Raw genomic sequence first — 24,233 nt, forward strand, 5'->3', positions numbered from 1 at the left:
TGGATTGGCCCGCACAGTCGGGCCTTCCCACAACGAAGGAGGAAACCATGGCACAGACCTTGACGCACGACACCGCCGCCGCCGGCAGCACGGACACCACCCGGCGCCGCCTGGCGCTCGGCACCCTGGGATCGCTGGGCAGCCTGGGCCTGGCCGGCCTGCTGGGCTGCGGAGGCGGCTCCGACGGGACGACGACCACCACCACCGATACGACCGGTACGGGGACCGGCACGGGGACCGGCACCGGCACCGGCACCGGAACGGGCACGGGCACGGGCACCGATACCGGCACGCAGGCCTGCTCCGTCGTTCCCGAAGAGACCGCCGGCCCCTATCCCGCAGACGGCTCCAACGCCAGCAATGCCAGCTACAACGTACTGGCGCTGAGCGGCATCGTGCGCGCCGACATCCGCAAGAGCATCGGCGCCACCAGCAACGTCGGCGGCGTGCCGCTCACCATCGCCATCACGATCACCAACACGCGCTCGAACTGCGCGGCGCTGGCCGGCTACGCCGTCTACCTGTGGCACTGCTCGCAGGAGGGCGACTACTCCGTCTACACCGAGAACAGCATCGCCGCCAACTACCTGCGCGGCGTGCAGTCCACCGATGCCAGCGGCACCGTCACCTTCACCACCGTGGTGCCGGGCTGCTACGCGGGGCGCATGCCGCACATGCACCTGGAGATCTACCCCAGCCTCGCGGTGGCCACCACCGCCAGCAACAAGGTCAAGACCACGCAGCTCGCTTTCCCCACCGAGACGCTGCGCGCCATCTACACCGCCAACAGCGGCTACAGCGCCAGCGTGCGCAACCTGGCCAACATCACCTTCGCCACCGACAACGTGTTCAGCGACGGCGTGGACCTGCAGATGACCACCATGGCCAGCGACGGCAACGGCGGCTACACCGCGAAGGCCACGATCTCCATCGCGGCCTGAAGCGCCCCACCCCCGCGGCGCATTCGCCGGCGCCCCTGCCCATCCACCTCACCCCTTCGGGGGCGGTCCGCCGCCCTCTTTTTTATTCCCCACCCGCGTGCCCGCACGCCCCCTCGCCCCACCACCTCCATCCCCCAACCGGACCCGACGCACCATGACCCTGATACGCACTCCCCTGCCCCTCATCTCGGCCGCCCTCGCCGTGGCCGCCCTGCTGTCCGCGGCCTGCGCGATGGCGCAGCCCTCGCACGCCGGCCACCAGCCGCCCGCGCCGCCGCCCGAGGCCTACACGGCCTGCCAGGGCAAGACCGAAGGAGCCACCGTGACGCTCACGATGCCCGACGGCAAGTCCCTGCAGGGCACATGCCGCACAATGAACGGCACCCTCGTGGCCATGCCCGCGGGCGGCCCGCCGGGCGCCGGCGGCCCGCCGCCCGCCCGCTGACCGCACACGCCGCAGCGCCTTTCGCCCCCACCGCCGACGATGCCCCGCCTCACCCTCCAGAGCAAAGCCTTCCTCGCACTCAGCATCCTGCTGGCCGTGCTGCTGGTGATCTTCGTGGGGTTCTCGCGCCTGGGGCTGCAGCGCGGCCTGGGGCCCTATGTGGCCGAGATCGAGCTGGGCCGCCTGGACTGGCTCGCGGCGCGGCTGGAGCGCATCTACGTGCTGCACGGGGGCTGGCAGACACTGCGCACGCAGCCCGGGCTGTGGCGCCAGATGCACCGCCCGGGCGACATGCCCCCGCCGGGCCTGGCGGGCAATGCCTTCGACCCGCGGGACCCCCGTGTCACCCGCCGTGCGGGCGACGGCACGGAGCAGCCGCCCCCGTACCGCGGCGGCGATCCGGACCGGGACCCCGATCGCAGCCGCGGCTTCGGCCGCGACCCGGACGGCGACCGCTCACCGCCCCCCGACATGCAGCAGCCCCCCTCCGGCGGGCAGGAGCGCACCTTCCGCCCGCCGCCGCCCGAGCCCGCGGGCCATGCGCTGTCGCAGCGCCTGGGCCTGATCGACGGCGGGCAGAACCTCGTGGCCGGCGCGCGCGCGCAGCCCGGCGCGGCGCACCGCGTGCTGCGCGGCCCCAAGGGCGAGGCCATCGGCCAACTGGTGCTCTCGCCGCCCGCGGGCGTGGACACTGAGGCCGACCGCGCCTTCCTGCGCCAGCAACTGGTGTTCGTCGCGTGGACGGGCGCCGTGGGCCTGGCGCTCGCGCTGTGGCTGTCGTGGTGGCTGGCGCGGCGCTGGCTGGCCCCCATCGGCGCGCTGGTGGACGGCGCGCGGCGCGTGGCCGGTGGCCGGCTGGACACGCGCGTGCCGGTGGAGGGCGACGACGAACTCGCCCGGCTCGCGCGCACCTTCAACGACATGGCCGAGCAGCTCGGCGGGCTGGAGGCCTCGCGCCGCCAGTGGATCGGCGACGTGGCGCACGAGCTGCGCACGCCGCTGGCCGCCATGCGCGCCGAGATCGAGGCCGTACAGGACGGCGTGCGCCCCTTCGACGACAGGACGGCCCTGCGCCTGCACCGGCAGGTGATGCGGCTGATCCAGCTCGTGGGCGACCTGCGCGCCAGCCTCGATGCGGACGGCGCGGGCACGCCCTCGGCGCTGGTGCCCGTGCACCCGCTCGCGTTGCTGGCCGAGGCGGTGCTGTCGATGCAGGCGCGCTTCGACAAGGCCGGGCTGGCGCTCGACACCACGGCGCTCGCGCCACTCGCGGGCGGGCCGCACCCGCCCGTGGTGCGCGGCGACGCGCCCCAATTGCACCGCGTGTTCCTGAACCTGCTGGAAAACAGCCTGCGCTACACCGACACCGGCGGGCGCCTGTGCATCGCCGCCCGCACCGTGCGCACTCCGGGCGACGGTGCGCAGCTGGTGGTGCAGTGGGACGACACCGCGCCCGGCGTGGCCGCCCACGAACTGGCGCGCATCTTCGACCGCCTCTACCGCGCCGAGGCCTCGCGCACGCGCGCCGAGGGCGACACCGGCGGCTCGGGCCTGGGCCTGGCGATCTGCCGCGCCATCGTGCAGGCGCACGGCGGCCGCATCGTGGCCGAGGCCTCGCCGCTGGGCGGCCTGCGCATCCTTCTGACCCTGCCCTTGCTGGAGAACCCCGCCCCATGACCGATCCCCACCGCATCCTCGTGGTCGAGGACGAAACCGACATCGCCGACATCGTGCTCGACTACCTGCGCCACTCCGGCTTCGAGGCCGAGCACGCCGCGGACGGCCACGCCGCGCTGGAGCACCTCACCGGCCCCCGGCCGCCCGACCTCGCCCTGCTGGACATCATGCTGCCGGGCATCGACGGGCTCGAAGTGCTGCGCCGCGCGCGCCGCCACACCGACACCCCGGTGATCATGCTCACCGCGCGCGTCGAGGAGGTGGACCGCCTCATCGGCCTGGAACTGGGCGCCGACGACTACATCTGCAAGCCGTTCTCCCCGCGCGAGGTGGTGGCGCGCGTGCGCACCGTGCTGCGCCGCAGCACGGCCAGCGCCGCCGCCGACGGCACCGCCGGCGGCGTGCCCGAAGGGCCGCTGGTGCTGGACGAAGCGCTCTGGCAGGTGCTGCTGCGCGGCACGCCCGTGGCGCTGACACCGCGCGAATTCCGCCTGCTGCAGGCACTGGTGCGGCACAGCGGCCGCATCTTCTCGCGCGCCCAGCTGCTCGACATGGCCTACGACGACACGCTGGACGTGAACGAGCGCGCGATCGACAGCCACATCAAGAACCTGCGCCGCAAACTGCGCTCCGCCGACGGCAGCGAGCACGAATGGATCCGGTCCGTCTACGGCGTCGGGTTCTCCTACGACCCGCCGGCCGCCTGAACGGGCCGTGCCGCGTGCGCCCGGAAAACTGTTTGCTATATCTTTAATAGCAAACTATTCAATGAATCCGGCGGCATGGAGCCTCCGGGGCTCTCAACGAGTCGCCCGCCCCTGCACGGGCGCCGATTTCCGACCCGCAGGCCCCGCCTGTTCCTACACCGCCCGCGCGCCGGGCCGGGTGTGATGCATGCAGACACCGATCGACTGCACGCCACCGCCCATGCCAGCCACTGCCGCCGCCGCACCTTCCCGCACCGCACGCACCGCGCAGCCCCCCCGCGCCCGCGGCACCGCCCCCTCCGGTGCTGCGCGCCGCAGGGCCCCTGCGCGCAGCGCCGGATCCTTACCCCCCGCGCCCCGCCCGGCCGCCGCGCCGCCCGCCCGCCTGCCGGGCGGCCTGCGCTACGTGAGCCCCGACGCACTGCCCGGCCTGACGCGCGAACTGCGGGGCCAGCACTACCGCTTCCGCCGGCCCGACGGCCAGTGGGTGACCGATGAGGACGAGATCGCGCGCATCCGCAAGCTGGCGATTCCGCCGGCCTACACGCAGGTCTGGATCTGCCCGCTGCCCGACGGGCACCTGCAGGCCACGGGCCTGGACGCGCGCGGCCGCCGCCAATACCGCTATCACCCCGAATGGCGCCAGCAGCGCGACGAGGCCAAGTTCGAGCGCATGCAGGCCTTCGGCCGCGCGCTGCCGCGCATCCGGGCCCGCGTGGCGCGCGACCTGAAGCCACGCCGCGGCGAGCCCACGCTCTCGCGCGCCGTGGTGCTGGCCACCATCGTGCGGCTGCTGGACACCACCTTCCTGCGGGTGGGCAACGAGGAATATGCCGCCGCCAACCGCTCCTACGGCCTCACCACGCTGCGCAACCGCCATGCCGGCGTGCGCGGCAGCCAGCTCACGCTGCGCTTTCGCGGCAAGAGCGGCGTGGAGCAGCAGGCCACGCTCGACGATCCGCGCGTGGCGCGCGTGGTGCGCCGCTGCCAGCAACTGCCGGGGCAGGAACTCTTCCAGTACGAGGACGAGGACGGCACGCGCCACGCCGTGGGGTCGAGCGACGTGAACGACTACCTGCGCGAGATCACGCAGAAGCCCGCGGGCCGCGGCGGCCAGGACGACGACCTGCACTTCACGGCCAAGGATTTCCGCACCTGGCACGGCACGGCCCAGGCGCTCGAACTCACGCGCCTGGCCTGTACGGGCGAGACGGGCGCGACCGCCTACAACGCCAAGCAGATCCTCACCGACGTGGCGAAGCAGCTCGGCAACACGCCGGCGGTGTGCAAGAAGTCGTACGTGCACCCGGCCGTGCTGGACCTCGGCGCCCGCCTCGCCTCCGACGCCGGCCCCGGCATGCAGCGCGTGTGGGACCGCATCGGCGGCGGCGGGGCGTCGCCCCGCGGGCTCAGCGCGGCGGAGCGCCGGCTGCTGGGCTTCCTGCGCGAGCACCAGCGCGCCTCCCGGCGTGCCGTCGCCCGTACGGGCACGGGCCGGAGCAAGGCCGCCAAAACGTCCCCGCGCCCCGCCACAGCCCCGGCGCGCTGACGGCACGGCGCGCCCTGGACCGGATGCGCAGTCTTCTGCCCAGCCCATCCACCGGCGCATCGCCCCGGAGGCGGACGCCCGGGCGGGGCCTGCCCGCCGCGTTCAACCCAAGTGGGCGCGGCTGGGAGCGCCGGTCCTCAGCGGCCGACCATGTTGCCCGGCACCACCCACTGGTCGAACTGCTCGCCGGTGACGTGGCCGGAGGCGATGGCCGCCTCGCGCAGCGACGAGCCTTCCTTGTGCGCCTTCTTGGCGATGAATGCGGCCTTGTCGTAGCCGATGTGCGTGTTGAGCGCCGTCACCAGCATGAGCGAGCGCTCCACCAGTTCGCCGATGCGCTCGCGGTTGGGCTCGATGCCCACGGCGCAGTGGTCGTTGAAGCTCACCATGCCGTCGGCCAGCAGGCGCACGCTCTGCAGGAAGTTGTGGGCCACCATGGGGCGGAACACGTTCAGCTCGAAGTTGCCCGATGCGCCGCCGAAGTTGATCGCCACGTCGTTGCCGAAGACCTGCGCGGCCAGCATCGTCACGGCCTCGCTCTGGGTGGGATTCACCTTGCCCGGCATGATCGAAGAGCCCGGCTCGTTCTCGGGGATCGAGATCTCGCCGATGCCGCTGCGCGGGCCGCTCGCGAGCCAGCGCACGTCGTTGGCGATCTTCATCATGCTGGCCGCCAGCGTCTTGAGCGCGCCGTGCGCGTGCACCAGCGCATCGCAGGAGGCCAGCGCTTCGAACTTGTTGGGCGATGTGACGAAGGGCAGGCCCGTGGTCTGCGCCAGCTCCTTCGCCACCCCCTCGGCGTAGCCCTTGGGCGCGTTCAGCCCGGTGCCCACGGCCGTGCCGCCCAGCGCCAGTTCATAGAGGTGCGGCAGCGCGCCCTGAACGTGCTTCTCGCCGTGCGCGAGCTGTGCCACCCAGCCGGAGATCTCCTGGCCCAGCGTGAGGGGCGTGGCGTCCTGCAGGTGGGTGCGGCCGATCTTCACGATGCCGTCGAACGCCTTCGCCTTCGCTTCCAGCGTGGCGCGCAGCTTGGCGATGGCCGGCAGCAGGCGGTGCGTGAGCGCCTCCACGGCAGCCACGTGCATCGCCGTGGGGAACACGTCGTTGCTCGACTGGCTGCGGTTCACGTCGTCGTTGGGGTGCACGAGCCGGCCTTCGCCGCGCTCGCCGCCGAGGATCTCGCTCGCGCGGTTGGCGAGCACCTCGTTCACGTTCATGTTGGACTGGGTGCCCGAGCCCGTCTGCCATACGACCAGCGGGAATTCGGTCGGGTGCCGGCCGGCGATCACCTCGTCGGCCGCGGCCACGATGGCCTCGGTCTTTTTCTCGTCCTGCAGGCCCAGTGCATGGTTCACCCGGGCCGACGCGCGCTTGACCTGCGCCAGCGCCTTGATGATCTCGCGCGGCTGCTGCTCGCCGGAGATGTCGAAGTTCTGCAGCGAGCGCTGCGTCTGCGCGCCCCACAACTGGTGGGCTGGGACTTCGATGGGGCCGAAGGTGTCGCGCTCGGTACGGGTGGTCATTTGTCGGATTCCGCTGGATGAAAAGAAGGCACCCGCTGCGGGGTGCACCCCGGCGCCGGCCCGCGCGTTCGACGCAGGCAGGCCGGCAAAGCCAGGGTCCGCAGCATACGCCAACCGGAACGATTCTCATCTGGCTGCCGCAGCGGTGTCCCTGGCACGGGCAAGGTTTGTAACGAATCGATACACTGAATCCCGAACGGCCACCGGGCCGTATCCACCTCCAACCATGCCCCCCGATTCCAGCCTCGGCCTCGCCGTGTTCATGCCCTCGCGCCATGACCCGTGGGTGGTGGCGGCCTCCTTCGCCATCGCCCTGCTGGCGAGCTACGTCACGCTGGACCTGGCCCGGCGGGTGCACGCCTCGCAGCGCTCCATCGGCGCCATCTGGTGGACCGCCGGGTCGCTGGTGATGGGCACGGGGATCTGGGCCATGCACTTCCTGGGCATGCAGGCGTTCGAGCTGCCCGTGGCGCTCGGCTTCACCGGCGGGCTCACGCTGCTCTCCTGGCTGGCGGCGGTATCGGCCTCGGCCGTGGCGCTGGGGCTGGCGGGCCTGCCGCATTTCCGCGTCTGGCACCTGGTGGCGGGCGCATCGGCCATGGGCGCGGGCATCAGCGGCATGCACTACATCGGCATGCGGGCCATGGTGATGTCGATCGACATCGTCTGGAACCCCGCGCTGGTCGCGCTGTCGGTCGCCGTGGCGGTGCTGGCATCGGCCACGGCGCTGGTGATCTTCCAGTGGTTGCTGCGCGTGCCGGGGCGCCGCCGGCTGCCCTACCAGGGCGCCGCGGCGGTGGTGATGGCCGTGGCCATCTGCGGCATGCACTACACGGGCATGGCGGCCGCCTCCTTCCCTGAAGGCTCGGTCTGCCTGAGCGCCAACGGCCTGGGCGGCCACGGCCTCACGGCGATGGTGCTGATGGCCACGGGCATGCTGCTGCTCAGCACGCTCTTCACCGCCATCCTCGATACGCGCCTGCAGACCACGGCGAAGCAACTCAACGCGTCGCTGCAGGAAAGCAATGCCCGCCTGACGGCCGCCAACGCCCAACTGCAGAAGCAGGCCTTCGCCGACCCGCTCACCGCCCTACCCAACCGGCTGCTGTTCGAAGACCGGCTCTTCCACGCCCTGCTGCGGCTGGACCGGTCACGCCGCCGCGACACCGGCCAGCGCCTGGCGGTGATGTTCGTCGACCTGGACGGCTTCAAGCCCATCAATGACTCGTTCGGCCATGCGGCGGGCGACGCCATCCTGCGCAGCGCCGCCGAGCGCCTGCGCCAGCAGGCCCGCGAGAGCGACACCGTGGCGCGCGTGGGCGGCGACGAGTTCCTGCTGCTGCTCGAAGACGTGAACGGCCCCAGCGACTGCCTGGCCGTGGCGCAGCGGCTGCTGAATGCCCTGGGCCAGCCGTTCGAGGTGGCCGGCAAGACGGTGCAGATCGCGTGCTCCATCGGCATCGTGGTCTACCCGGACCACGGCGAACGCGACAAGCTCGTCGCCAATGCCGACGCGGCCATGTACGCCGCCAAGCGCGCGGGCGGCAACGGCTGGGCGCTGTTCGAATCGCACATGGGCTCCGACGCCACCGAACAGCTCGCGCTGCAGCACGACCTGCGGCAGGCCATCGCGCGCGGCGAGCTGTCGCTGCACTACCAGCCCAAGATCGACGCACGCCGCGGCCGCATCAACGGCGTGGAGGCCCTGCTGCGCTGGCGGCATCCCGAGCGCGGCATGGTGAGCCCGGTGGACTTCATCCCGGTGGCCGAGCGCTTCGGCATCATCGCCCAGCTCGGCAACTGGGTGATCGAAGAAGCCTGCCGGCAGATGGCCGCCTGGAGCTGGGACGGGATGCGCATGCGCGTGGCCATCAACCTCTCGGCCTACCAGTTGCGCGAGAGCGGGCTGGCGGACCGCATCCGCGAAGCCCTGCAGCGCCACGGCGTGCCGGCCTCGCACCTGCTGTGCGAGATCACCGAATCGGTGGCCATGGAAGATACGCGCGCCACGCAGCGCACCTTCGAGGAGCTGGCCCGCATCGGCGTCTACCTCGCCATCGACGACTTCGGCACCGGGTATTCGAGCCTCAACTACCTGCGCCGGCTGCCGGCGCGCCAGCTCAAGATCGACCGCAGCTTCGTGCGCGACCTCGAAGAGCAGGACGACGCGCGCGCCGTGGTGGACGCGGTGGTGCGGCTCGCGCATGCGCTGGGCCTGCGCGTGGTGGCCGAGGGCGTGGAGACCATCGGGCAGCGCGACATCCTGGTCGCGATGCACTGCGACGAACTGCAGGGCTACTACTTCGCTCGGCCGATGCCGGCCGCCACCCTGCTCGCCTGGGCGCTGGGCGACAAGCCCGACGGCGCGGCGGATTTCAGCCCCTCGGTGGTCGGGCCCCTCACCGAGATGTCCGCCGCCACGCCGGCCTGAGCACGCGCGCGGAAGGCGGCGTCCGCCCCACGGCGCCCGCGGCCGCCAAACCCTTGCCCAGGTCGGCACGGGGGCTCGGCGCGATAATCGCGGGCGTCAGTCCATACCCACAAAACACCCCACCATGACCACCACCATCCGGTACCACGACCTCGTGGAATCCATTGCCGCGTCCCTGCAGTACATCAGCTACTACCACCCCGCCGACTTCATCGCCCACCTGGCCCGCGCCTACGAACGCGAGCAGAGCCCGGCCGCGAAGGACGCAATGGCCCAGATCCTCACCAACAGCAAGATGAGCGCCACCGGCCAGCGCCCCATCTGCCAGGACACCGGCATCGTCAACGTGTTCCTGAAGATCGGCATGGACGTGCGCTGGGAAGGCTTCCCGGCGGGTCTGGAGGACGCCATCAACGAAGGCGTGCGCCGCGGCTACAACCACCCGGACAACACCCTGCGCGCCAGCGTGGTGGCCGACCCGCAGTTCGCCCGCAAGAACACCAAGGACAACACGCCGGCCGTGATCTTCACGCAGATCGTGCCCGGCAACACCGTGGACATCACCGTCGCGGCCAAGGGCGGCGGCAGCGAGAACAAGTCCAAGATGGTCATGATGAATCCCAGCGACAACCTGGTGGACTGGGTGCTGAAGACCGTGCCCACCATGGGTGCCGGCTGGTGCCCGCCCGGCATGCTGGGCATCGGCATCGGCGGTACGGCAGAAAAAGCCGTGCTGCTGGCCAAGGAAAGCCTGATGGACGACCTGGACATGTACGAGCTGCAGGCCAAGGCCGCGCGCGGCGAGAAGCTCGACCAGGTGGAAGAACTGCGCCTGGAGCTGTTCGAGAAGGTCAACGCGCTGGGCATCGGTGCCCAGGGGTTGGGCGGCCTGACCACGGTGCTCGACATCAAGATCAAGATGTACCCCACGCACGCGGCCTCCAAGCCGGTGGCGATGATCCCCAATTGCGCCGCCACGCGCCACGCGCACTTCGTGCTCGACGGCTCCGGCCCCGTGTACCTCGAAGCGCCCTCGCTGGACCTGTGGCCCAGGATCGACTGGGCGCCCGACTACAACCGGAGCCGCCGCGTCAACCTCGACACCCTCACGCGCGAGGAAGTGGCGGCCTGGAAGCCGGGCGACACGCTGCTGCTGAACGGCAAGATGCTCACGGGCCGCGATGCCGCGCACAAGCGCATCCAGGACATGCTGGCCAAGGGCGAGCCGCTGCCGGTCGACTTCGCCAACCGCGTCATCTACTACGTGGGCCCGGTGGACCCGGTCAAGGACGAAGCCGTGGGCCCTGCCGGCCCGACCACCGCCACGCGCATGGACAAGTTCACCGACATGATGCTGGCCGAGACCGGCCTGATCGCCATGATCGGCAAGTCCGAGCGCGGCCCGGTCGCCATCGAGGCCATCAAGAAGCACCGCTCGGCCTATCTCATGGCCGTGGGCGGCGCGGCGTACCTCGTCTCCAAGGCCATCAAGACCGCCAAGGTGGTGGGCTTCGAAGACCTCGGCATGGAGGCCATCTACGAGTTCGACGTGGTGGACATGCCCGTCACCGTGGCGGTGGACTCCGGCGGCACCAGCAAGCACATCACCGGCCCGGCCGAATGGAGCCAGCGCATCGCCACCGGCGAGTTCAAGTCCATCGACCTCGTGGCCGCCTGAAAGCGGCCCGCGCCTCCCAGCCCGCCATGCTCGAGCCCTCCGACACCGGCCTCGCCGCACCCATCGGCGTCTTCGACAGCGGCGTCGGGGGCCTGAGCGTGCTGAGGGCCCTGCGCGCCGCCCTGCCCCACGAACGCTTCGTGTACCTGGCCGACAGCGCGCACGCGCCGTACGGTGAGCGTGGCGACGGCTATGTCGCAGCCCGCACGCGGACCATCGCGCGGCACCTGCGGCAGGTGCATGGCATCAAGGCATTGGTCGTGGCCTGCAATACCGCCACCGCGGCCGCGATCCACGAGGTCCGCAGCCAGCACCCGGACCTGCCGCTCGTGGGCGTCGAGCCGGCGCTCAAGCCGGCCGTCGCGCTCACGCGCACCGGCCGTGTGGGCGTGATCGCCACGCGCGGCACACTGGCCAGCGCGAAGTTCCAGCGCCTGCTGGCATCGCTGGAAGGCCCGGTGGAGTTCGTGGCGCAGCCCTGCGATGGCCTGGCCTATGCCATCGAGCGCAGCACGGCCGACACGCGGGACACCGATCCTGCCACTATCGAAATAAGAGCACTCTGCGAACGATATACAGCGGCATTGGGCCGATTCGGCACCGAACCCGGCAGCATCGACACGCTGGTGCTGGGCTGCACGCACTATGTCTTCGCCGAGGCCGCGCTGCGGTCCCGCATCGGCCCGGAGGTGCGGCTGGTCGAGACGGGGGAACCCGTGGCGCGGCAGACCCGCCGTCTGCTGGAGGCTGCCGGTGCGCTGGCCCCGGCCCACGGGGCGCCGCTCGCCGATCCCGTTCGCCTGTTCACCACCGGAGAGCTGCCCCTGCTGCAGGCCGCTGCCCGGCGCTGGCTGGACCTGCCGCCCCAGGCCTGTGCGCTGGTGCCGTTGCCGACGATGGAAGAAGCCCCGGAGAGCGCACCTGCCATCGTGCCCGCCCCGGCCACCGCGGCTTCCTGAATTCCCGATCCGCGCCAATCAGGCTCCGGAGGCGGCGCACCGGCAACCGCCCCCCGCCCGGCCCGGCGGCCAGAGTCCGCGATCACCCCCGCCAGAGGGGCGCGCCGCCGTGCTCCAGGTGCGTGAGGTATACGCGGGTGTCGAATTCGTACTGGTGGTAGCGCGGCTCCATGGTCTGGCAGAGCTGGTAGAACGCTTTGTCGTGGTCCTTCTCCCGCAGATGGGCCAATTCATGCACGACGATCATGCGCAGGAACTCTTCGGGAACCTGCTTGAACATCGATGCCACGCGGATCTCGTGGCGCGCGGCCAGCCGGCCGCCCTGCACGCGCGACGACGCCGTGTGCAGCCCCAGCGCGTGCCGCATGACATGGATCTTGCTGTCGAACACCACCTTGTTCACCGGAGGCGCATTGCGCAGGTGCCGCGCCTTCAGATCGGCCGCGTAGCGGTAGAGGGATTTGTCGTCCCGCATGGCATGCGCCTGCGGATAGCGGCGCAACAGCGTGCCGCCCAGCTCGGACGCCTGGGCGAGCGTGCGGACCTGCGCGAGCAGGGACTCGGGATAGCCCTGCAGGTACGGCAGTGGATGGGGAGAATTCGGTAAAGCCATCGAAGGCTGCGCGCCCGGAGGCCCGGCCACGCCAGAGCGCGGCGGCGTCGGCGGGCGGATAAGAAAAGAAAAGGAAAGGAGCGCCCGGCCCGTTCAATGGAGGTGGCGAGGCCGCCGGCCACCGCCGCCGCCATGGCCTCCCGCGCCGGGACCGCCGGCACCCCGGGGCGGCTTGCCGATTTCGAGGGAGTTCACGAGGGCGTCGAAGCGCTGGGAAAAGAGCTTGTCGATCTCGGACACCACGCCGCCGAGTTCGGCCCCGTCGAAGTGGCGCTCCATCATGTGCACCACGTCCTGCACCAGCAGGTCGCGCTGGACCTGCATGATCGCCGCAGGCGTGGGGCCGACGAAGAGCATCACGAAGTCGTCGCGCGCCTCGGTGCCGTCGTCTTCTTCATCTTCGTCGAATTCGGTGTCGTAGAAGGTGACCTCGATCGCGGCACCCTGCGCAGACAGCTCGTTGAGGCTCATGCACATCTCGTCGAGGGATTGGCGGAAGTCCTCGTCGCCGTGCACGGTCCAGCAGATGTTCAGCGCATGCTCCTTGGTATCGAACTGGATGCCGGGCTCCTCCTCGTAGGCGCTGGCAGCGCCATCCGCCAGCGAACGGGCGCCCGCGTACTTCCAGAGCGGCTTCAGCGCGTCCTGCAGTTGCTCGAACGTGGTGTCGGCAAGCAACTGCACCTGACCGTGGACATGGATTTCAAAAGGAGCGTTGTAACTTGACATGATCGAATCGTAGTGGTGCCCCGAGCCGGGATCGAACCGGCACGCCCCTTCTCAGGAAGCGGCGGATTTTAAGTCCGCAGTGTCTACCAATTTCACCATCGGGGCGCCGGCTGCGCCGCCCGGGTTCCGCATCGCAGCGTAACCCCGGACAGGGGACCGCGCAATGCCCGCCCGGACTGCCGGGAAGCCATCAGGCGATGCCTGCACAGCAATAAAAAAGGGAAGCCGCAGCTTCCCTTTGTCGAATGGAGCGGGAATTCCGAGTGTTCCCGGCCAGCGATCCGGGCTTGAAGGCCGAAGCCCGAGCCGCGGAAAGGGCCGATTATGTACCAATTCAGCCGTTATCCTTCATTCAACGGCTTACAAGTGCCGGCTTGGCCGGTTTCAGGCTTCCTCGTAGGTGATCGCAAAATCGCTGTCCGCCGCACCGAGCTGGATGCGGCGGATGGACTTCGATTCCACCGAGGTCTGCAGGAAGCGCATGGCCAGCCGCGGCAGCAGGTTCTGCGTGATGATCCCATCGACCATGCGCGCGCCGGATTCCACCTCCGTGCACCGCTGGCGGATGAGTTGCACGGCCGAATCGTCGAACTCGAGCACCGCGCCATGGCGTTCGGCGATGCGCGCCTGGATGCGCTGGAGTTGCAGGCGGATGATCTGCTCCAGCATGGCGTCCGAGATGGGGTAGTAAGGCACCACCACGAGCCGGCCCAGCAGCGCCGCAGGGAACTTGTCGAGCAAGGGCTGCCGCACGGCCTTGGCCAGCGCCTCGGGGCCGGGCACCAGTTCCGGGTCGCGGCACATGCCCGCGATCAGCTCCGACCCCACGTTGGAGGTCAGGATGATCACGGTGTTCTTGAAGTCGATGTAGCGGCCTTCGCCGTCTTCCATCCAGCCCTTGTCGAACACCTGGAAGAAAAGCTCGTGCACATCGGCATGGGCCTTCTCGATCTCATCGAGCAGCACCACGCTGTAGGGACGGCGGCGCACCGCCTCCGTCAGGACACCCCCCTCGCCATAACCGACATAGCCCGGGGGAGCGCCCTTGAGGGTGGAGACCGTGTGCGCCTCCTGGTATTCGCTCATGTTGATGGTGATGAGGTTCTGCTCACCGCCGTAGAGGGCTTCGGCCAGCGAAAGCGCCGTTTCCGTCTTGCCGACGCCGGACGGGCCGGCCAGCAGGAACACGCCGATCGGCTTGCCGGGGTTGTCGAGCTGCGCGCGCGCGGTCTGGATGCGGCGCGTGATGGCTTCCAGGCCATGGCGCTGACCGATCACGCGCTTTTCCAGCGTGTCCGCCAGCGAGAGCACGGATTGCACCTCGTCGCGCACCATGCGCCCGACAGGAATGCCCGTCCATTCCGCCACCACCGCGGCCACCACGCTGGCGTCCACCACGGGCTGCAGCAGCGGGTCCTCGCCCTGCATGCGCAGCAGCTCTTCACGCAAGGCGCCCAGCGCCTGGGCGGACGCAGCGGATTCCGGTGCCGCCGGGGCTACCGACGCGCCCGCTTCGGTCGCCGCGTCGGTATCGCTCACCGCCGCCGCATCGGTCGCCGGACGCTGCTTCAGCAGCCCGGCTTCCGCCTCCACGATCTGCTGCACCAGCAGCTTCTCGCGCTCGAAACGCTCCTGCAAATCGGCCTTTTCGGCGTTCAAACGCTCGATCGATGCACCGATATCGGCGAAGCGGGCAGCGTCGCCCACGCCCAGGTTCAGTTCGCGCTGCACGATGTCCTTCTCGACCGTCAGCGCTTCGAGCTGGCGGACCACGGCCTCGAGCCGTGCCGGCGTGGCGTGCAGGCCCAGCGCCACGCGCGAGCACGCGGTGTCGAGCAGGCTCACCGCCTTGTCGGGCAGCTGGCGTGAAGGGATGTACCGGTGCGAGAGCGTCACCGCCGCAGAGACGGCGTCCTCGCCGATGCGCACCTTGTGGTGTGCCTCCAACTTCGCCGCGACGCCGCGCAGCATGTGGACGGCCTTGGGCTCGTCCGGCTCGTGGATTTGCACCAGTTGGAAGCGCCGCGTCAGCGCCGGGTCCTTCTCGATGTATTTCTTGTATTCGGCCCACGTCGTCGCGCCGATGGTGCGCAGCACGCCACGCGCCAACGCGGGCTTCAGCAGGTTGGCCGCATCGCCCGTGCCGGCCTGGCCGCCGGCGCCGATGAGGGTGTGCACCTCGTCGATGAACAGCACGATCGGCGCCGTGCTGGCCTGCACCTCGTCGAGCAGCGCCCGCAGCCGGTTTTCGAATTCGCCCTTCATGCTCGCGCCGGCCTGCAGCAGGCCGATGTCGACCACGCGCAATTGCACGTCCTTCAAGGGCGGCGGCACATCGCCGGCGGCGATGCGCAATGCCAGCTCCTCCACCACGGCCGTCTTGCCCACGCCGGCCTCGCCGACCAGGATCGGGTTGTTCTGGCGGCGGCGCATGAGGATGTCCACCATCTGGCGCACTTCCTCATCGCGGCCGGTGACCGGGTCGAGTTCCTGCAGCCGTGCGCGCTCGGTGAGGTCCACCGTGTAGCGCTGCAGGGCCTCGCCGCGCCCCGCTTCGGCGGACGTTGCGCCGCTGGCTTCGCCGGGCACACCGCCCAGGCCGGAACCGTCCGCGGCCCGCAGCCGGGACTCGGGCGAATCGGGCAGCAACCGCCCGAAGGCATCGCTCAACGCCGGCTCGCCGAGCTTGCCGAACTCGGAGGAAATCGCACGCAACTCGTTGGCCAGCGCCCGGGTGCGCAGCATGCCCGAGAGCCAGTAGGCACTGCGGATCTGCGACTCGCCGTACATCAGCGTGGCATAGACCCAGCTGCGCTCGATGGAAGTCTCGATCTGCGCCGAAAAGTCGCTGATCGAGGTGGCACCCCGTGGCAGGCGGTCGAGGCTTTGCAGCACATCGGCCGCCAGCCGGTCCGCATCGACGTCGAAATGGCGCAGCAGCCGGACCATGTCGGAATCGGTCTCCTGCAGCAGCTGATGCATCCAGTGCACCAGTTCCACATAGGGATTGCCGCGCAGCTTGCAGAACACGGTCGCGCTTTCGAGCGACTTGAAGAGCAGAGGGTTGAGCTTGCCAAAAAGGGCTTGCCGGCTGATTTCAGACATGGGACCTCGTAGATAAATGCGGGGTTCGGGAAAAGGACACGTAAAACGAAAACGGGCTCAGGAATGGGCGGGCGGCACCGTGGCCGTGGCCGCAGCCGAGCGCCGCGAGCGGGTCTTGCGCGATGCCAGCCAAAGCTCGGCATCGAGCCGGAAATCGTCGGGATCGTGCTGCGCGGGGCCCGAGAAAGACCACGTGGTCCAGCCCAGACGCACGGCCCCGCCGAGCTGGCAGGCAGGTACGTCTTCCCGGCGCAGGACCAACTCGAAATCCCAGGCGAACTCGATACCGACGTAGTTGCGCACCCAGTCCACCAGGGCCTGGAAGTCCGCCCCCCCGGGCAGGAAGCGCTCGTACTGCGCCAGGGGCAACGGCCCGATGCGCAGCCGGAATTTGCCTTGCGCATCCGGTACGCGGCTGCCCACCACCGTATCCACGCCGAGCCGTGCATTGCGCGGTATGCGCGACAGCGCGGTCTGCTGGTCCGGGTCGAGCACGAGATAGTGCAGCGTGAACTCGATCAACTCCACCGGCACCTGGAAATACAGCCGAAGGGCCGAGGTCAGCCCCTCGGGGTTGCGCGTCCAGCGGGTGAGATGGCCCGCCAAGTACTGCTTTGCATGCTCTGGCACGGCATCGCGGTCGCAATGCGTGCGCTCGCCGTAGCCGATCAGGCTGCGCATGTGCCGGCCGAAGAGATCGTGTTCCGGACGGTCGAGCGAGGTGGTCGGCTGCGGATCGGACCATGCCCGAAAGAACAGCATCAGCAACCGGTGGTGGAAGATGTCCGAGAAGCGGGCCAGCGTCGGATCGTCGTACTGCCGCAGACGCTCGCGCACGTATTCGGTCAGATGCGTGGGCATGGGACCATTCGGCCCGTACAGGCCGAAGTTCCATACCGTCATGCGCTCGGGCTGCCCGGCCTTGGCGGGCAGGATCTCCGCGATCGTGGCGGGCGCGAACGCCAGCGAAGGGTCCTGTCCCAGGCGCAAAGGCTCGTCGCGCGGCCGCAGAGCCTTGCCGAAACGCGGGTGTCCGCGGCCACGCGCCTGGAGGATGCGCAAGGCAAAGAACAGGTCGAACTGGTGCGGGTTCTGGCGCAACCGCTGCCAGAAGCGGGCCACGTCCAGATCCCTGGACGCGCCCGGCTCCTGCACCGGCGGCATTTCGCCGGGCTCGACAGGCAGGCGATCGCTCACGTGTTGGGCCTTTGGCCGGGCCGTACGCGCCAGCGTGCAATGGCGCCGCGCTGCCGCGAGCGCAGCGACAGTTCGGTGTAGCTGTTGATCCCGACATGGCGGGCGAAGAAGCGCTCCAGGATGGCGACCAGTGGCCATGGGCTCACGCCTGCGAGCGGGCCCTCGTCCACTCCAACGTTCACGCCCACGCCCCGCCCATAGACGAGCTGCCCGTGCTGTGGCAGGCGCCGCGTGACCGGAGCGATCCCCACCGAGCGGATCGCTGCGATCTGCCCGGAGAGATCACGATCCCCGAGATCGAGGTACAGCCGCAGCAGGTCGCGCAGGGTCGCCGCGCCTTCCTCTTCCGAGAGGTCGTTCATCGCGAGGTAGTTGATGGACAGATGGGAAATCAGCCGCCAGGTGATCTCGTTCTCGGCAATGCTGGAGGTGGGACGCGTAGGCCCGGCCACCGTCCGTACCGACTCGACGGGGGCCGACTCGACGAGCGTGAAGTCGCTCTGTCCATCCCGCCCTCCCATGAGCAGGGGCAGGTCGCGGTTGGTGCAAAGCGTCCGCACGCTGAGTTGCTTGAGGTCGTCGGAGAACGGGGCCTCTCGTTGGTCGACCAACGAAATGAAGACTTCGCTGCCCAGGTACTGCGTGCGCGGGCCGAAACGCTTGGCGTGGTCCGAGAACAGGCGCGGCTCGCGGCGCATGGCGAAGTACGCCTGCTCGCTCGCACGGATGCCGTGGATGGATGCGTACAGCGGCAGGAAGTCCTGGTCCTTGAGTTGCCCCTCACGGTGCCCCGTGACACCCAGAATGCTGTAGATCTCGAAATCGCGCGGCCGGGTGCGGTCGGGAACCACGTGGTATTCGTTGACCCCGGTGGACACATGGATGCGGTCCGCCGACCTTTCGAACAGGTTGATCGCCGGTACGCAATGCAGCAGGAACTTGCTGCGGTCCACCTGCGCCTCCAGCGATGGCTGGGCACGGCGAAGCAGCAGCGTGATGCCGACCTGCCCTCCGGGGACGCGCGCAAGCGCCTCGCGTAGCCCACGGATCGAGAAGAACCGGAACCGCGCAGGAAACGCAAAGTACTCGTGCAACAGGCGGTGGCCCTGGAAACTGCGGTGGGTGTAGGGCAGCAAAGCCTGCGACTGCTCGTAGCCTTCGGCCTGCACCGATTCCGCGGGCAACTGGGCCCAGACACGCGAGGCGTCCTGCACGTCGTGCACGACCACCCCCATCACCGACTCATGGATCAATTCCTGCAAATGCGACGCCACGGTGTCCGCCGCAGAAATATGCAGATCGAGCCGGTCCATGCGCAGGCCCTGCCACTGGGCCGCGCCCCGTGTCGATAGCGTGAAGCGCAGGTGCCCCGCCGCTTCTTCCGGCAGGCCGAAGCGCGAGAGCGGCAGGTCGAGCGGTGGCCCTCCGAGACGGGCCTGGGTCAGATCGATGGGCCACAGCGTGACCGCGTGGCCGGTTCGGAAATCGCAGGGCGTCTGGTCTTCTGCCGTCTTGCGGCCACGGATCACACTGCCCGCTTCCAGCGTGTATCCATCCAGGAGACTGCCTTCGGTGCCGCTGGGCTCCATCTGCACGACCACCATGGACGGCGTGGGCGCGAGATAGTGGGGGCACACCATTTCCAGGATGCGCTGGGACAGGCGCGGGAACTCCGCATCCATCTTCATCTGGATGCGGGCCGTCAGGAAGCTGAAGCCTTCCAGCAACCGTTCCACATACGGATCGGCCACCTCCAGTTCGCGCAGAGAAAGGCGTCCGGCCACCTTCGGAAAAGCAGCAGCGAATTCCGCGCCCAATTCGCGCAGATAGCTCAGTTCCCGGTTGTAGTACTCGACCAGCCGCGGATTCATATCGGAAAAGCTCCAGACCGCGCCAGGGCGGCAATCACACAGGTCCGCCCAAGGCGTCGGACAGCGGCGTCCATTACCGCTGGTCGGACACGGAGACCTGCCCCGTTTCCAGATCGAGACTCGTCTTGAGCAGCAGTTCCAGGGGATAAGGCGAAGACCAGAACTGGCAGCGGATTTCGAACTGCAAGGTATTGTGGTGGCTGAACAGCTTGCTGGAGGGTGCCAGAGCCACGGTCAGGGTCTGAGGCAGTATGCGGGGCTCGTGCAGCAGGATCGACTTGCGGATGGCAGCCTCGACATCCTTCCAATCCAGCTCGGACAGGAGCTGGCCCGCCAGAGGCTTCATGCCGAAGTTGAGTACCGACCGCTCCGCTGCCGGCAGGCCCTCGAAGTCGATGTGCGACGACGCGTCCGAGGCATTGAGCAACCAGTTGAGATCCCGCAGCAGAGCCTGCCGCAGGCGAGGCTCTGTCACGAAAACCGCATCCGCCCGTTCCGTGCGCTTTGACGGCTCATGGTCGGTCAGGCGGTCCAGCAGCGCAGGCTGCAGACGGTCCTTCCCGTGCCCATAGCTCTCCTTGCTCTGCGTCGCCATACTCTCCCCGGCCCGCTCACTCGGCGAACTTCACGCGCCGCACATCCAGCAGCGCCGCATCCGCGCGATCGGTGACCCAGACACGCTGGCCCAGCCCGAAGGCCTGGTCGCCGCCCAGGTCGCGCCACTCGGAAGCGCGCGAGAGGCGGATCTCGTCGCGGTCTACGGCCTCGGATCCGGGGTACCGGGTGGGGATGAAGCCGTGCATCACACCTCCATTCAGCAACGTGACCTCGCAGGCCGACCACACCAGGTCGCGAAGATCCTGCGGCTTCTCGAAACTGATCTGGGAAATACTTTCAAAAGGCACCCAGTAGTAGCTGCCGTTGGCATACAGCTCGCATACCGGTCCGATCCGGGCATCGGAATCGGCGATCCAATCGAAAGGCTCGCCATCGATTTCGCCGGCGGAGGCGGGAGCCTGCTCGAACGCGGCGTTGCGCAACTCGGCAGCCTGCTCGGTGCGGCCCTTAGCCAGGCACTGCAACGCTTCGAGCAACCAGCCCAGCCATTCCGGAGGCTGGCCCAGGATATTGGGAGTGCGCTCGCCGGCGAACACATCGCGGCGCGCCACTTCGCAGAGGATCACCTCGCGGTAAGCGCGCGCCATGGTCTCGGCCTTGCGGTCCAGCTGGGCGCAGATCTGCAACTGGTCGAGCGCTTTCTGCCATTCGCCATGCACCGCCAGGACCTGGAAATAGAACACGCGCAAGGCGGAGTCCTGCGGGTTGGCTCGCAATGCGTCCTTGAGCTCGGCCAATTGGCGGTCCAGCGGGCGCTTGAAATCGAAATTCATGGGTAGATGCGGTGGTCCGCAAAATCGTTATGGATCACGCACCGCGGCGTGCGCCGCGTGCCGGAGGCAGACGCACAGGGAGGCGCCCTGCCACGCCGCCCTGCCAAGCGAGGCGCCACGGCACATGGTGCCGCGCGCCCGCAGGTTCAATTGCCAGCCTGCTTCACCGAAGGCAGCTTGGACACCAGGCGCAGAGAAACCGTGAGGCCTTCCAACTGGTAGTGGGGACGCAGGAAGAACTTGGAGGTGTAGTACCCCGGGTTTCCTTCCACTTCAGCCACCTGCACCTCGGCAGCAGCCAGCGGCTTGCGTGCCTTGGTTTCCTGTGACGAGTTGGCCGGGTCGCCGTCCACGTAGTTCATGATCCAGTCGTTCAGCCACAGCTCCATGTCGGAGCGCTCCTTGAACGAACCGATCTTGTCGCGAACGATGCACTTGAGGTAATGGGCGAAACGGCAGCAGGCGAACATGTAGGGCAGGCGCGCCGACAGGTTGGCATTGGCCGTTGCATCCGCGTCGTAATACTCGGCGGGCTTGTGCAGCGATTGGGCACCAATGAAGGCCGCGACGTCGGAATTCTTGCGGTGGACCAGCGGCATGAAGCCGTTCTTGGCCAATTCAGCCTCGCGGCGGTCGCTGATGGCGATCTCGGTGGGGCACTTCATGTCGACGCCGCCGTCGTCCGTGGGGAACGTGTGCGCAGGCAGATTGTCCACCGCTCCACCGGATTCCACCCCACGGATGGACGTGCACCAGCCGTAGTACTTGAAGGACCGGTTGATGTTCACAGCCATCGCGTAGGCGGAATTGGCCCAGGCGTACTTGCTGTGGTCGCCGCCAGCGGTTTCCTCTTCGAAATCGAACTCGTCCACCGGGTTGGTCTTCGCGCCGTAGGGCAAGCGTGCCAGGAAGCGCGGCATCGCAAGTCCGATGTACTTGGAGTCATCGGAGTCGCGAAGGCTGCGCCACGCGGCGTACTCGGTGTTGGTGAAGATCTTGGTCAGGTCGCGGGGGTTGGCAAGCTCCTGCCACGAGTCCATCTGCATCATGGCCGGCGACGCGCCAGCAATGAACGGGCAGTGGGCCGCCGCGGAAACCTTGGCCATCTCGCCCAGGAGTTCCACGTCCGGCGGGCTGTGGTCGAAGTAATAGTCGCCCACCAGGCACCCGAACGGCTCGCCGCCGAACTGTCCGTATTCTTCTTCGTACACCTTCTTGAAGATCGGGCTCTGGTCCCAGCCCACGCCCTTGTAGCGGCGCATGTTGCGGTGCAGCTCCTTCTTGGAGATGTTCATCACGCGGATCTTCAGCATCTCGTCCACTTCGGTGTTGTGCACGAGGTGGTGGAGGCCGCGCCATGCGCCTTCGAGTTGCTGGAACTCGTTGTGGTGGATGATCAGATTGATCTGCTCGGACAGCTTGCGGTCGATCTCCGCAATGATGGCCTGGACCGTCTGATAAGCATCGTCCGACAGCGTGGTCGATGCCGCCAGCGCCTGCTGCGCCAGCGTCTGGACGGCAGATTCCACCGCCTCGCGGGCCTGGTCGGTCTTCGGCTTGAATTCCTTTTGAAGCAACGCTGTGAATTCGTTGCCTTCCAGCACCTGCGTGCCCTGCTGTCCCGCGTCCAGGGAGGTCGTCGTGTTCATGCGGAAGCCCCTTTCACTGAGCGTCGTTGGTTTTCTGGGCCGCGTTATCCGCCGGCTTGTTGGGCATCGCTGCGAGCGACTTCAGCAACGACGGGTCTTTCAGGACCTTGGTGATCAGTTCCTCGGCACCTTGCTTGCCGTCCATGTAAGAGAGCAGGTTGTGCAGTTGGGTACGCGCCTCCAGCATGGAATTGAGAGCGCCCACCTTGCGGGCAATCGCCGCAGGGGAAAAGTCATCCATGCTCTCGAACGTCAGGTCGATATGGAGACGGCCATCGCCAGTCAGCGTATTGGGCACGTTGAAGGAAACACGCGGCTTGACCGACTTCATGCGCGCATCGAAATTGTCGATGTCGATGTCGAGGAACTTGCGGTCTGCGATTTCGGGCAATGCCTCCACCGGTTTGCCGGAGAGATCGGCCATCACACCCATGACGAAAGGAATCTGGACCTTCTTTTCGGAGCCGTAGATTTCGACGTCGTATTCGATCTGCACCCGGGGGGCACGATTGCGGGCAATGAACTTCTGACCGCTTTTACCGGTCTTGCTTAAGGTCACCATGTTGAACTCTTCTCTCTCATAAGGCTAAAAACAGAGATCGGCCGGCATCCACCGCCTGGGCTCCCGCACGCGGGCCCTCCACCGCCTCCCCTGGCTACCGGACGAGTATCCGCCAGCAACACAACACCGCTGTTACATTTCGTTTTCCAAAATCACGGGGCTTGCTGCCCCCCGGTGATCGTCTCGACCTGCTGCACGCTGTCGGGCGAAAGTTCGCGCAGGATGTCGAGGAAATTCAACCCCATCAACTTCGCCGCACGGCGGATCAGAAGCGGCGCGGGATTGGTAGGCTCGGTGCGTTCGAGGAACGCGGCGACCTCCAGCAGTTGGGCCATGGCATCCGCGCGGGTTCTCAGCCCTGCCGGTTTGGCGGTATGCGTACCTGCGGCACTGCCGGCCATGCCTGTCTCGGCACCGGCTACCTGCCCCGCCTCGTCATCCTGGCCCGACGCGTCGGCGGTTTCCGCCACGCCCACGGGCGCATGCGGCACCAGATCATTGAGCGCCACCAGCAACGACTGGAATTGGTCCATGTCAGGCAACTGGGAAGAACCCAGCTGGTCTCGCAAGGTCGTCTGCAGGCTTCGCACAGCTTCGCAGGCGGCGTTCCAGGCGCGCAGCGATTCATCGCCCTGCTGCCATGCCTGGGCCAGCGCTATGCGCAATTGGTCCAGAGAAACCTTGATCCCGCCATCGCTGGTCGTTCCCCGCGCTACGGACTCGGCATCCCTCACGCTGATTGCACCTGCCGGCAGCTTCACGAAATCCTGTTGCCGCAGATCACGCAGTTGCCCGGTAATCTCGTTCAAGGAAGCCACCGCGTTCATGCGCATGAAATGGTCGCCGTCCTCCGGCAAGGGATGCAGATCGTCCCAATACCGAGCGAACATCCCGGCCATCAATTGGACGCCCGCAGACATACCGCGCACGCCCTGCGTATTGGTCAATGCCCGGCACAGCAACGCCACGATACGGACATCCTTGGTCCGCACCAGCAGCGCTTCGGCGCGACGTTCCACATCGCGCCAATCCGGCGGCTCCGCAGGAATCACGGTATCGCCGAACTGCTGTTCCGGCTTTCCGTTGGCAGCATTCTCGAGCGCGAGAAATTCAGCGTCGTAGGTGAGATCCTGCCCGCTGGGCGGTGTATCTGCCGTTGGTTGGAGAAGCGCTTCGATATCGATCATTTCGTCGTTCCATTGCCCG

19 protein-coding genes and 1 tRNA gene are annotated in these 24,233 nt (G+C 68.2%); 8 read left to right on the forward strand and 12 right to left on the reverse strand.

Annotated elements, in window-relative coordinates; all coding sequences use genetic code 11:
* Positions 1-47: 47 nt before the first annotated feature.
* From BM144_RS22850 to BM144_RS16260, 5 genes are all read left to right on the forward strand, one after another.
* Positions 48-941: a dioxygenase family protein gene (locus BM144_RS22850; RefSeq protein WP_139225743.1), complete on the forward strand. Its 894-nt coding sequence runs from the start codon at positions 48-50 to the stop codon at positions 939-941.
* A 154-nt stretch (positions 942-1,095) separates the two neighbouring features.
* A complete protein-coding gene (locus BM144_RS16245) occupies positions 1,096-1,386 on the forward strand; it encodes a hypothetical protein (RefSeq protein ID WP_092954388.1) in 291 nt (96 codons plus the stop codon).
* A 39-nt stretch (positions 1,387-1,425) separates the two neighbouring features.
* Positions 1,426-3,063: an ATP-binding protein gene (locus BM144_RS16250; protein ID WP_092954391.1), complete on the forward strand. Its 1,638-nt coding sequence runs from the start codon at positions 1,426-1,428 to the stop codon at positions 3,061-3,063.
* On the forward strand, positions 3,060-3,770 hold the full coding sequence (locus BM144_RS16255; protein ID WP_092954394.1) for a response regulator: 711 nt from the start codon (positions 3,060-3,062) through the stop codon (positions 3,768-3,770). Before BM144_RS16250 ends, BM144_RS16255 begins: the two co-directional genes overlap by 4 nt.
* Positions 3,771-3,990: 220 nt before the next feature.
* Positions 3,991-5,319 carry a DNA topoisomerase IB gene (locus tag BM144_RS16260; RefSeq protein WP_092954397.1) on the forward strand — a complete coding sequence of 443 codons (1,329 nt, stop codon included), beginning with the start codon at positions 3,991-3,993 and terminating at the stop codon, positions 5,317-5,319.
* A 137-nt stretch (positions 5,320-5,456) separates the two neighbouring features.
* On the opposite strand, the gene fumC is transcribed toward BM144_RS16260, so the two are convergent.
* Positions 5,457-6,842 carry a class II fumarate hydratase gene (gene fumC / locus BM144_RS16265; RefSeq protein WP_092954400.1) on the reverse strand — a complete coding sequence of 462 codons (1,386 nt, stop codon included), beginning with the start codon at positions 6,840-6,842 and terminating at the stop codon, positions 5,457-5,459.
* 226 nt (positions 6,843-7,068) lie between these two features.
* Here fumC and BM144_RS16270 point away from each other — a divergent pair, with 226 nt between their 5' ends.
* The 3 genes from BM144_RS16270 (at position 7,069) to murI (ending at position 11,910) form a co-directional block, all read left to right on the forward strand.
* Positions 7,069-9,273, forward strand: coding sequence for a putative bifunctional diguanylate cyclase/phosphodiesterase (locus BM144_RS16270; protein ID WP_434802676.1), 2,205 nt, complete (start codon positions 7,069-7,071; stop codon positions 9,271-9,273).
* Between the two features lie 124 nt (positions 9,274-9,397).
* On the forward strand, positions 9,398-10,951 hold the full coding sequence (locus BM144_RS16275; protein ID WP_092954403.1) for a fumarate hydratase: 1,554 nt from the start codon (positions 9,398-9,400) through the stop codon (positions 10,949-10,951).
* 26 nt (positions 10,952-10,977) lie between these two features.
* Complete coding sequence (gene murI, locus BM144_RS16280) at positions 10,978-11,910, forward strand: glutamate racemase (protein WP_092954406.1); 933 nt, start codon at positions 10,978-10,980, stop codon at positions 11,908-11,910.
* A gap of 82 nt (positions 11,911-11,992) precedes the next feature.
* Here the strand turns inward: murI and BM144_RS16285 are convergent, their stop codons facing one another.
* The 11 genes from BM144_RS16285 to tssA all read right to left on the reverse strand — a co-directional run bounded on the left by BM144_RS16285 (position 11,993) and on the right by tssA (position 24,214).
* Complete coding sequence (locus BM144_RS16285; protein ID WP_092954409.1) at positions 11,993-12,523, reverse strand: M48 family metallopeptidase; 531 nt, start codon at positions 12,521-12,523, stop codon at positions 11,993-11,995.
* A 93-nt stretch (positions 12,524-12,616) separates the two neighbouring features.
* On the reverse strand, positions 12,617-13,252 hold the full coding sequence (locus BM144_RS16290) for a DUF6806 family protein (protein ID WP_092954412.1): 636 nt from the start codon (positions 13,250-13,252) through the stop codon (positions 12,617-12,619).
* Positions 13,253-13,265: 13 nt separating this feature from the next.
* Positions 13,266-13,357: transfer RNA gene (locus BM144_RS16295), tRNA-Leu, on the reverse strand.
* A gap of 279 nt (positions 13,358-13,636) precedes the next feature.
* Positions 13,637-16,357, reverse strand: a complete 2,721-nt coding sequence (gene tssH / locus BM144_RS16300) for a type VI secretion system ATPase TssH (RefSeq protein ID WP_092954415.1) — start codon at positions 16,355-16,357, stop codon at positions 13,637-13,639.
* Between the two features lie 57 nt (positions 16,358-16,414).
* Entirely contained in the window at positions 16,415-17,554 is a 1,140-nt protein-coding gene (tssG, locus tag BM144_RS16305; protein ID WP_434802677.1) for a type VI secretion system baseplate subunit TssG, read from the reverse strand.
* Positions 17,551-19,425 carry a type VI secretion system baseplate subunit TssF gene (tssF, locus tag BM144_RS16310; protein WP_092954421.1) on the reverse strand — a complete coding sequence of 625 codons (1,875 nt, stop codon included), beginning with the start codon at positions 19,423-19,425 and terminating at the stop codon, positions 17,551-17,553. Before tssF ends, tssG begins: the two co-directional genes overlap by 4 nt.
* 73 nt (positions 19,426-19,498) lie before the next feature.
* Positions 19,499-20,020 carry a type VI secretion system baseplate subunit TssE gene (gene tssE, locus BM144_RS16315; RefSeq protein WP_092954424.1) on the reverse strand — a complete coding sequence of 174 codons (522 nt, stop codon included), beginning with the start codon at positions 20,018-20,020 and terminating at the stop codon, positions 19,499-19,501.
* Positions 20,021-20,036: 16 nt separating this feature from the next.
* A complete protein-coding gene (locus BM144_RS16320; protein ID WP_092954427.1) occupies positions 20,037-20,816 on the reverse strand; it encodes a type VI secretion system accessory protein TagJ in 780 nt (259 codons plus the stop codon).
* Between the two features lie 146 nt (positions 20,817-20,962).
* The gene (gene tssC, locus BM144_RS16325; protein WP_092954430.1) at positions 20,963-22,465 is read right to left on the reverse strand and encodes a type VI secretion system contractile sheath large subunit; all 1,503 of its coding nucleotides are present in this window, start codon (positions 22,463-22,465) and stop codon (positions 20,963-20,965) included.
* A gap of 13 nt (positions 22,466-22,478) precedes the next feature.
* Positions 22,479-23,027, reverse strand: coding sequence for a type VI secretion system contractile sheath small subunit (gene tssB, locus BM144_RS16330; RefSeq protein ID WP_092954433.1), 549 nt, complete (start codon positions 23,025-23,027; stop codon positions 22,479-22,481).
* Between the two features lie 152 nt (positions 23,028-23,179).
* Positions 23,180-24,214: a type VI secretion system protein TssA gene (gene tssA, locus BM144_RS16335; RefSeq protein WP_092954436.1), complete on the reverse strand. Its 1,035-nt coding sequence runs from the start codon at positions 24,212-24,214 to the stop codon at positions 23,180-23,182.
* Between the last annotated feature and the right edge of the window lie 19 nt (positions 24,215-24,233).

Origin of the sequence: Paracidovorax konjaci (genome assembly GCF_900112675.1) — a bacterium.
GTDB lineage: Bacteria > Pseudomonadota > Gammaproteobacteria > Burkholderiales > Burkholderiaceae_C > Paracidovorax > Paracidovorax konjaci.

Bases quoted from the DNA above. Each gene is read 5' to 3' on its own strand.
- BM144_RS22850 (WP_139225743.1), top strand. From the start codon at position 48: ATGGCACAGACCTTGACGCACGACACCGCCGCCGCCGGCAGCACGGAC.
- BM144_RS16245 (WP_092954388.1), top strand. From the start codon at position 1,096: ATGACCCTGATACGCACTCCCCTGCCCCTCATCTCGGCCGCCCTCGCC.
- BM144_RS16250 (WP_092954391.1), top strand. From the start codon at position 1,426: ATGCCCCGCCTCACCCTCCAGAGCAAAGCCTTCCTCGCACTCAGCATC.
- BM144_RS16255 (WP_092954394.1), top strand. From the start codon at position 3,060: ATGACCGATCCCCACCGCATCCTCGTGGTCGAGGACGAAACCGACATC.
- BM144_RS16260 (WP_092954397.1), top strand. From the start codon at position 3,991: ATGCCAGCCACTGCCGCCGCCGCACCTTCCCGCACCGCACGCACCGCG.
- fumC (WP_092954400.1), bottom strand. From the start codon at position 6,842: ATGACCACCCGTACCGAGCGCGACACCTTCGGCCCCATCGAAGTCCCA.
- BM144_RS16270 (WP_434802676.1), top strand. From the start codon at position 7,069: ATGCCCCCCGATTCCAGCCTCGGCCTCGCCGTGTTCATGCCCTCGCGC.
- BM144_RS16275 (WP_092954403.1), top strand. From the start codon at position 9,398: ATGACCACCACCATCCGGTACCACGACCTCGTGGAATCCATTGCCGCG.
- murI (WP_092954406.1), top strand. From the start codon at position 10,978: ATGCTCGAGCCCTCCGACACCGGCCTCGCCGCACCCATCGGCGTCTTC.
- BM144_RS16285 (WP_092954409.1), bottom strand. From the start codon at position 12,523: ATGGCTTTACCGAATTCTCCCCATCCACTGCCGTACCTGCAGGGCTAT.
- BM144_RS16290 (WP_092954412.1), bottom strand. From the start codon at position 13,252: ATGTCAAGTTACAACGCTCCTTTTGAAATCCATGTCCACGGTCAGGTG.
- tssH (WP_092954415.1), bottom strand. From the start codon at position 16,357: ATGTCTGAAATCAGCCGGCAAGCCCTTTTTGGCAAGCTCAACCCTCTG.
- tssF (WP_092954421.1), bottom strand. From the start codon at position 19,425: ATGAATCCGCGGCTGGTCGAGTACTACAACCGGGAACTGAGCTATCTG.
- tssE (WP_092954424.1), bottom strand. From the start codon at position 20,020: ATGGCGACGCAGAGCAAGGAGAGCTATGGGCACGGGAAGGACCGTCTG.
- BM144_RS16320 (WP_092954427.1), bottom strand. From the start codon at position 20,816: ATGAATTTCGATTTCAAGCGCCCGCTGGACCGCCAATTGGCCGAGCTC.
- tssC (WP_092954430.1), bottom strand. From the start codon at position 22,465: ATGAACACGACGACCTCCCTGGACGCGGGACAGCAGGGCACGCAGGTG.
- tssB (WP_092954433.1), bottom strand. From the start codon at position 23,027: ATGGTGACCTTAAGCAAGACCGGTAAAAGCGGTCAGAAGTTCATTGCC.
- tssA (WP_092954436.1), bottom strand. From the start codon at position 24,214: ATGATCGATATCGAAGCGCTTCTCCAACCAACGGCAGATACACCGCCC.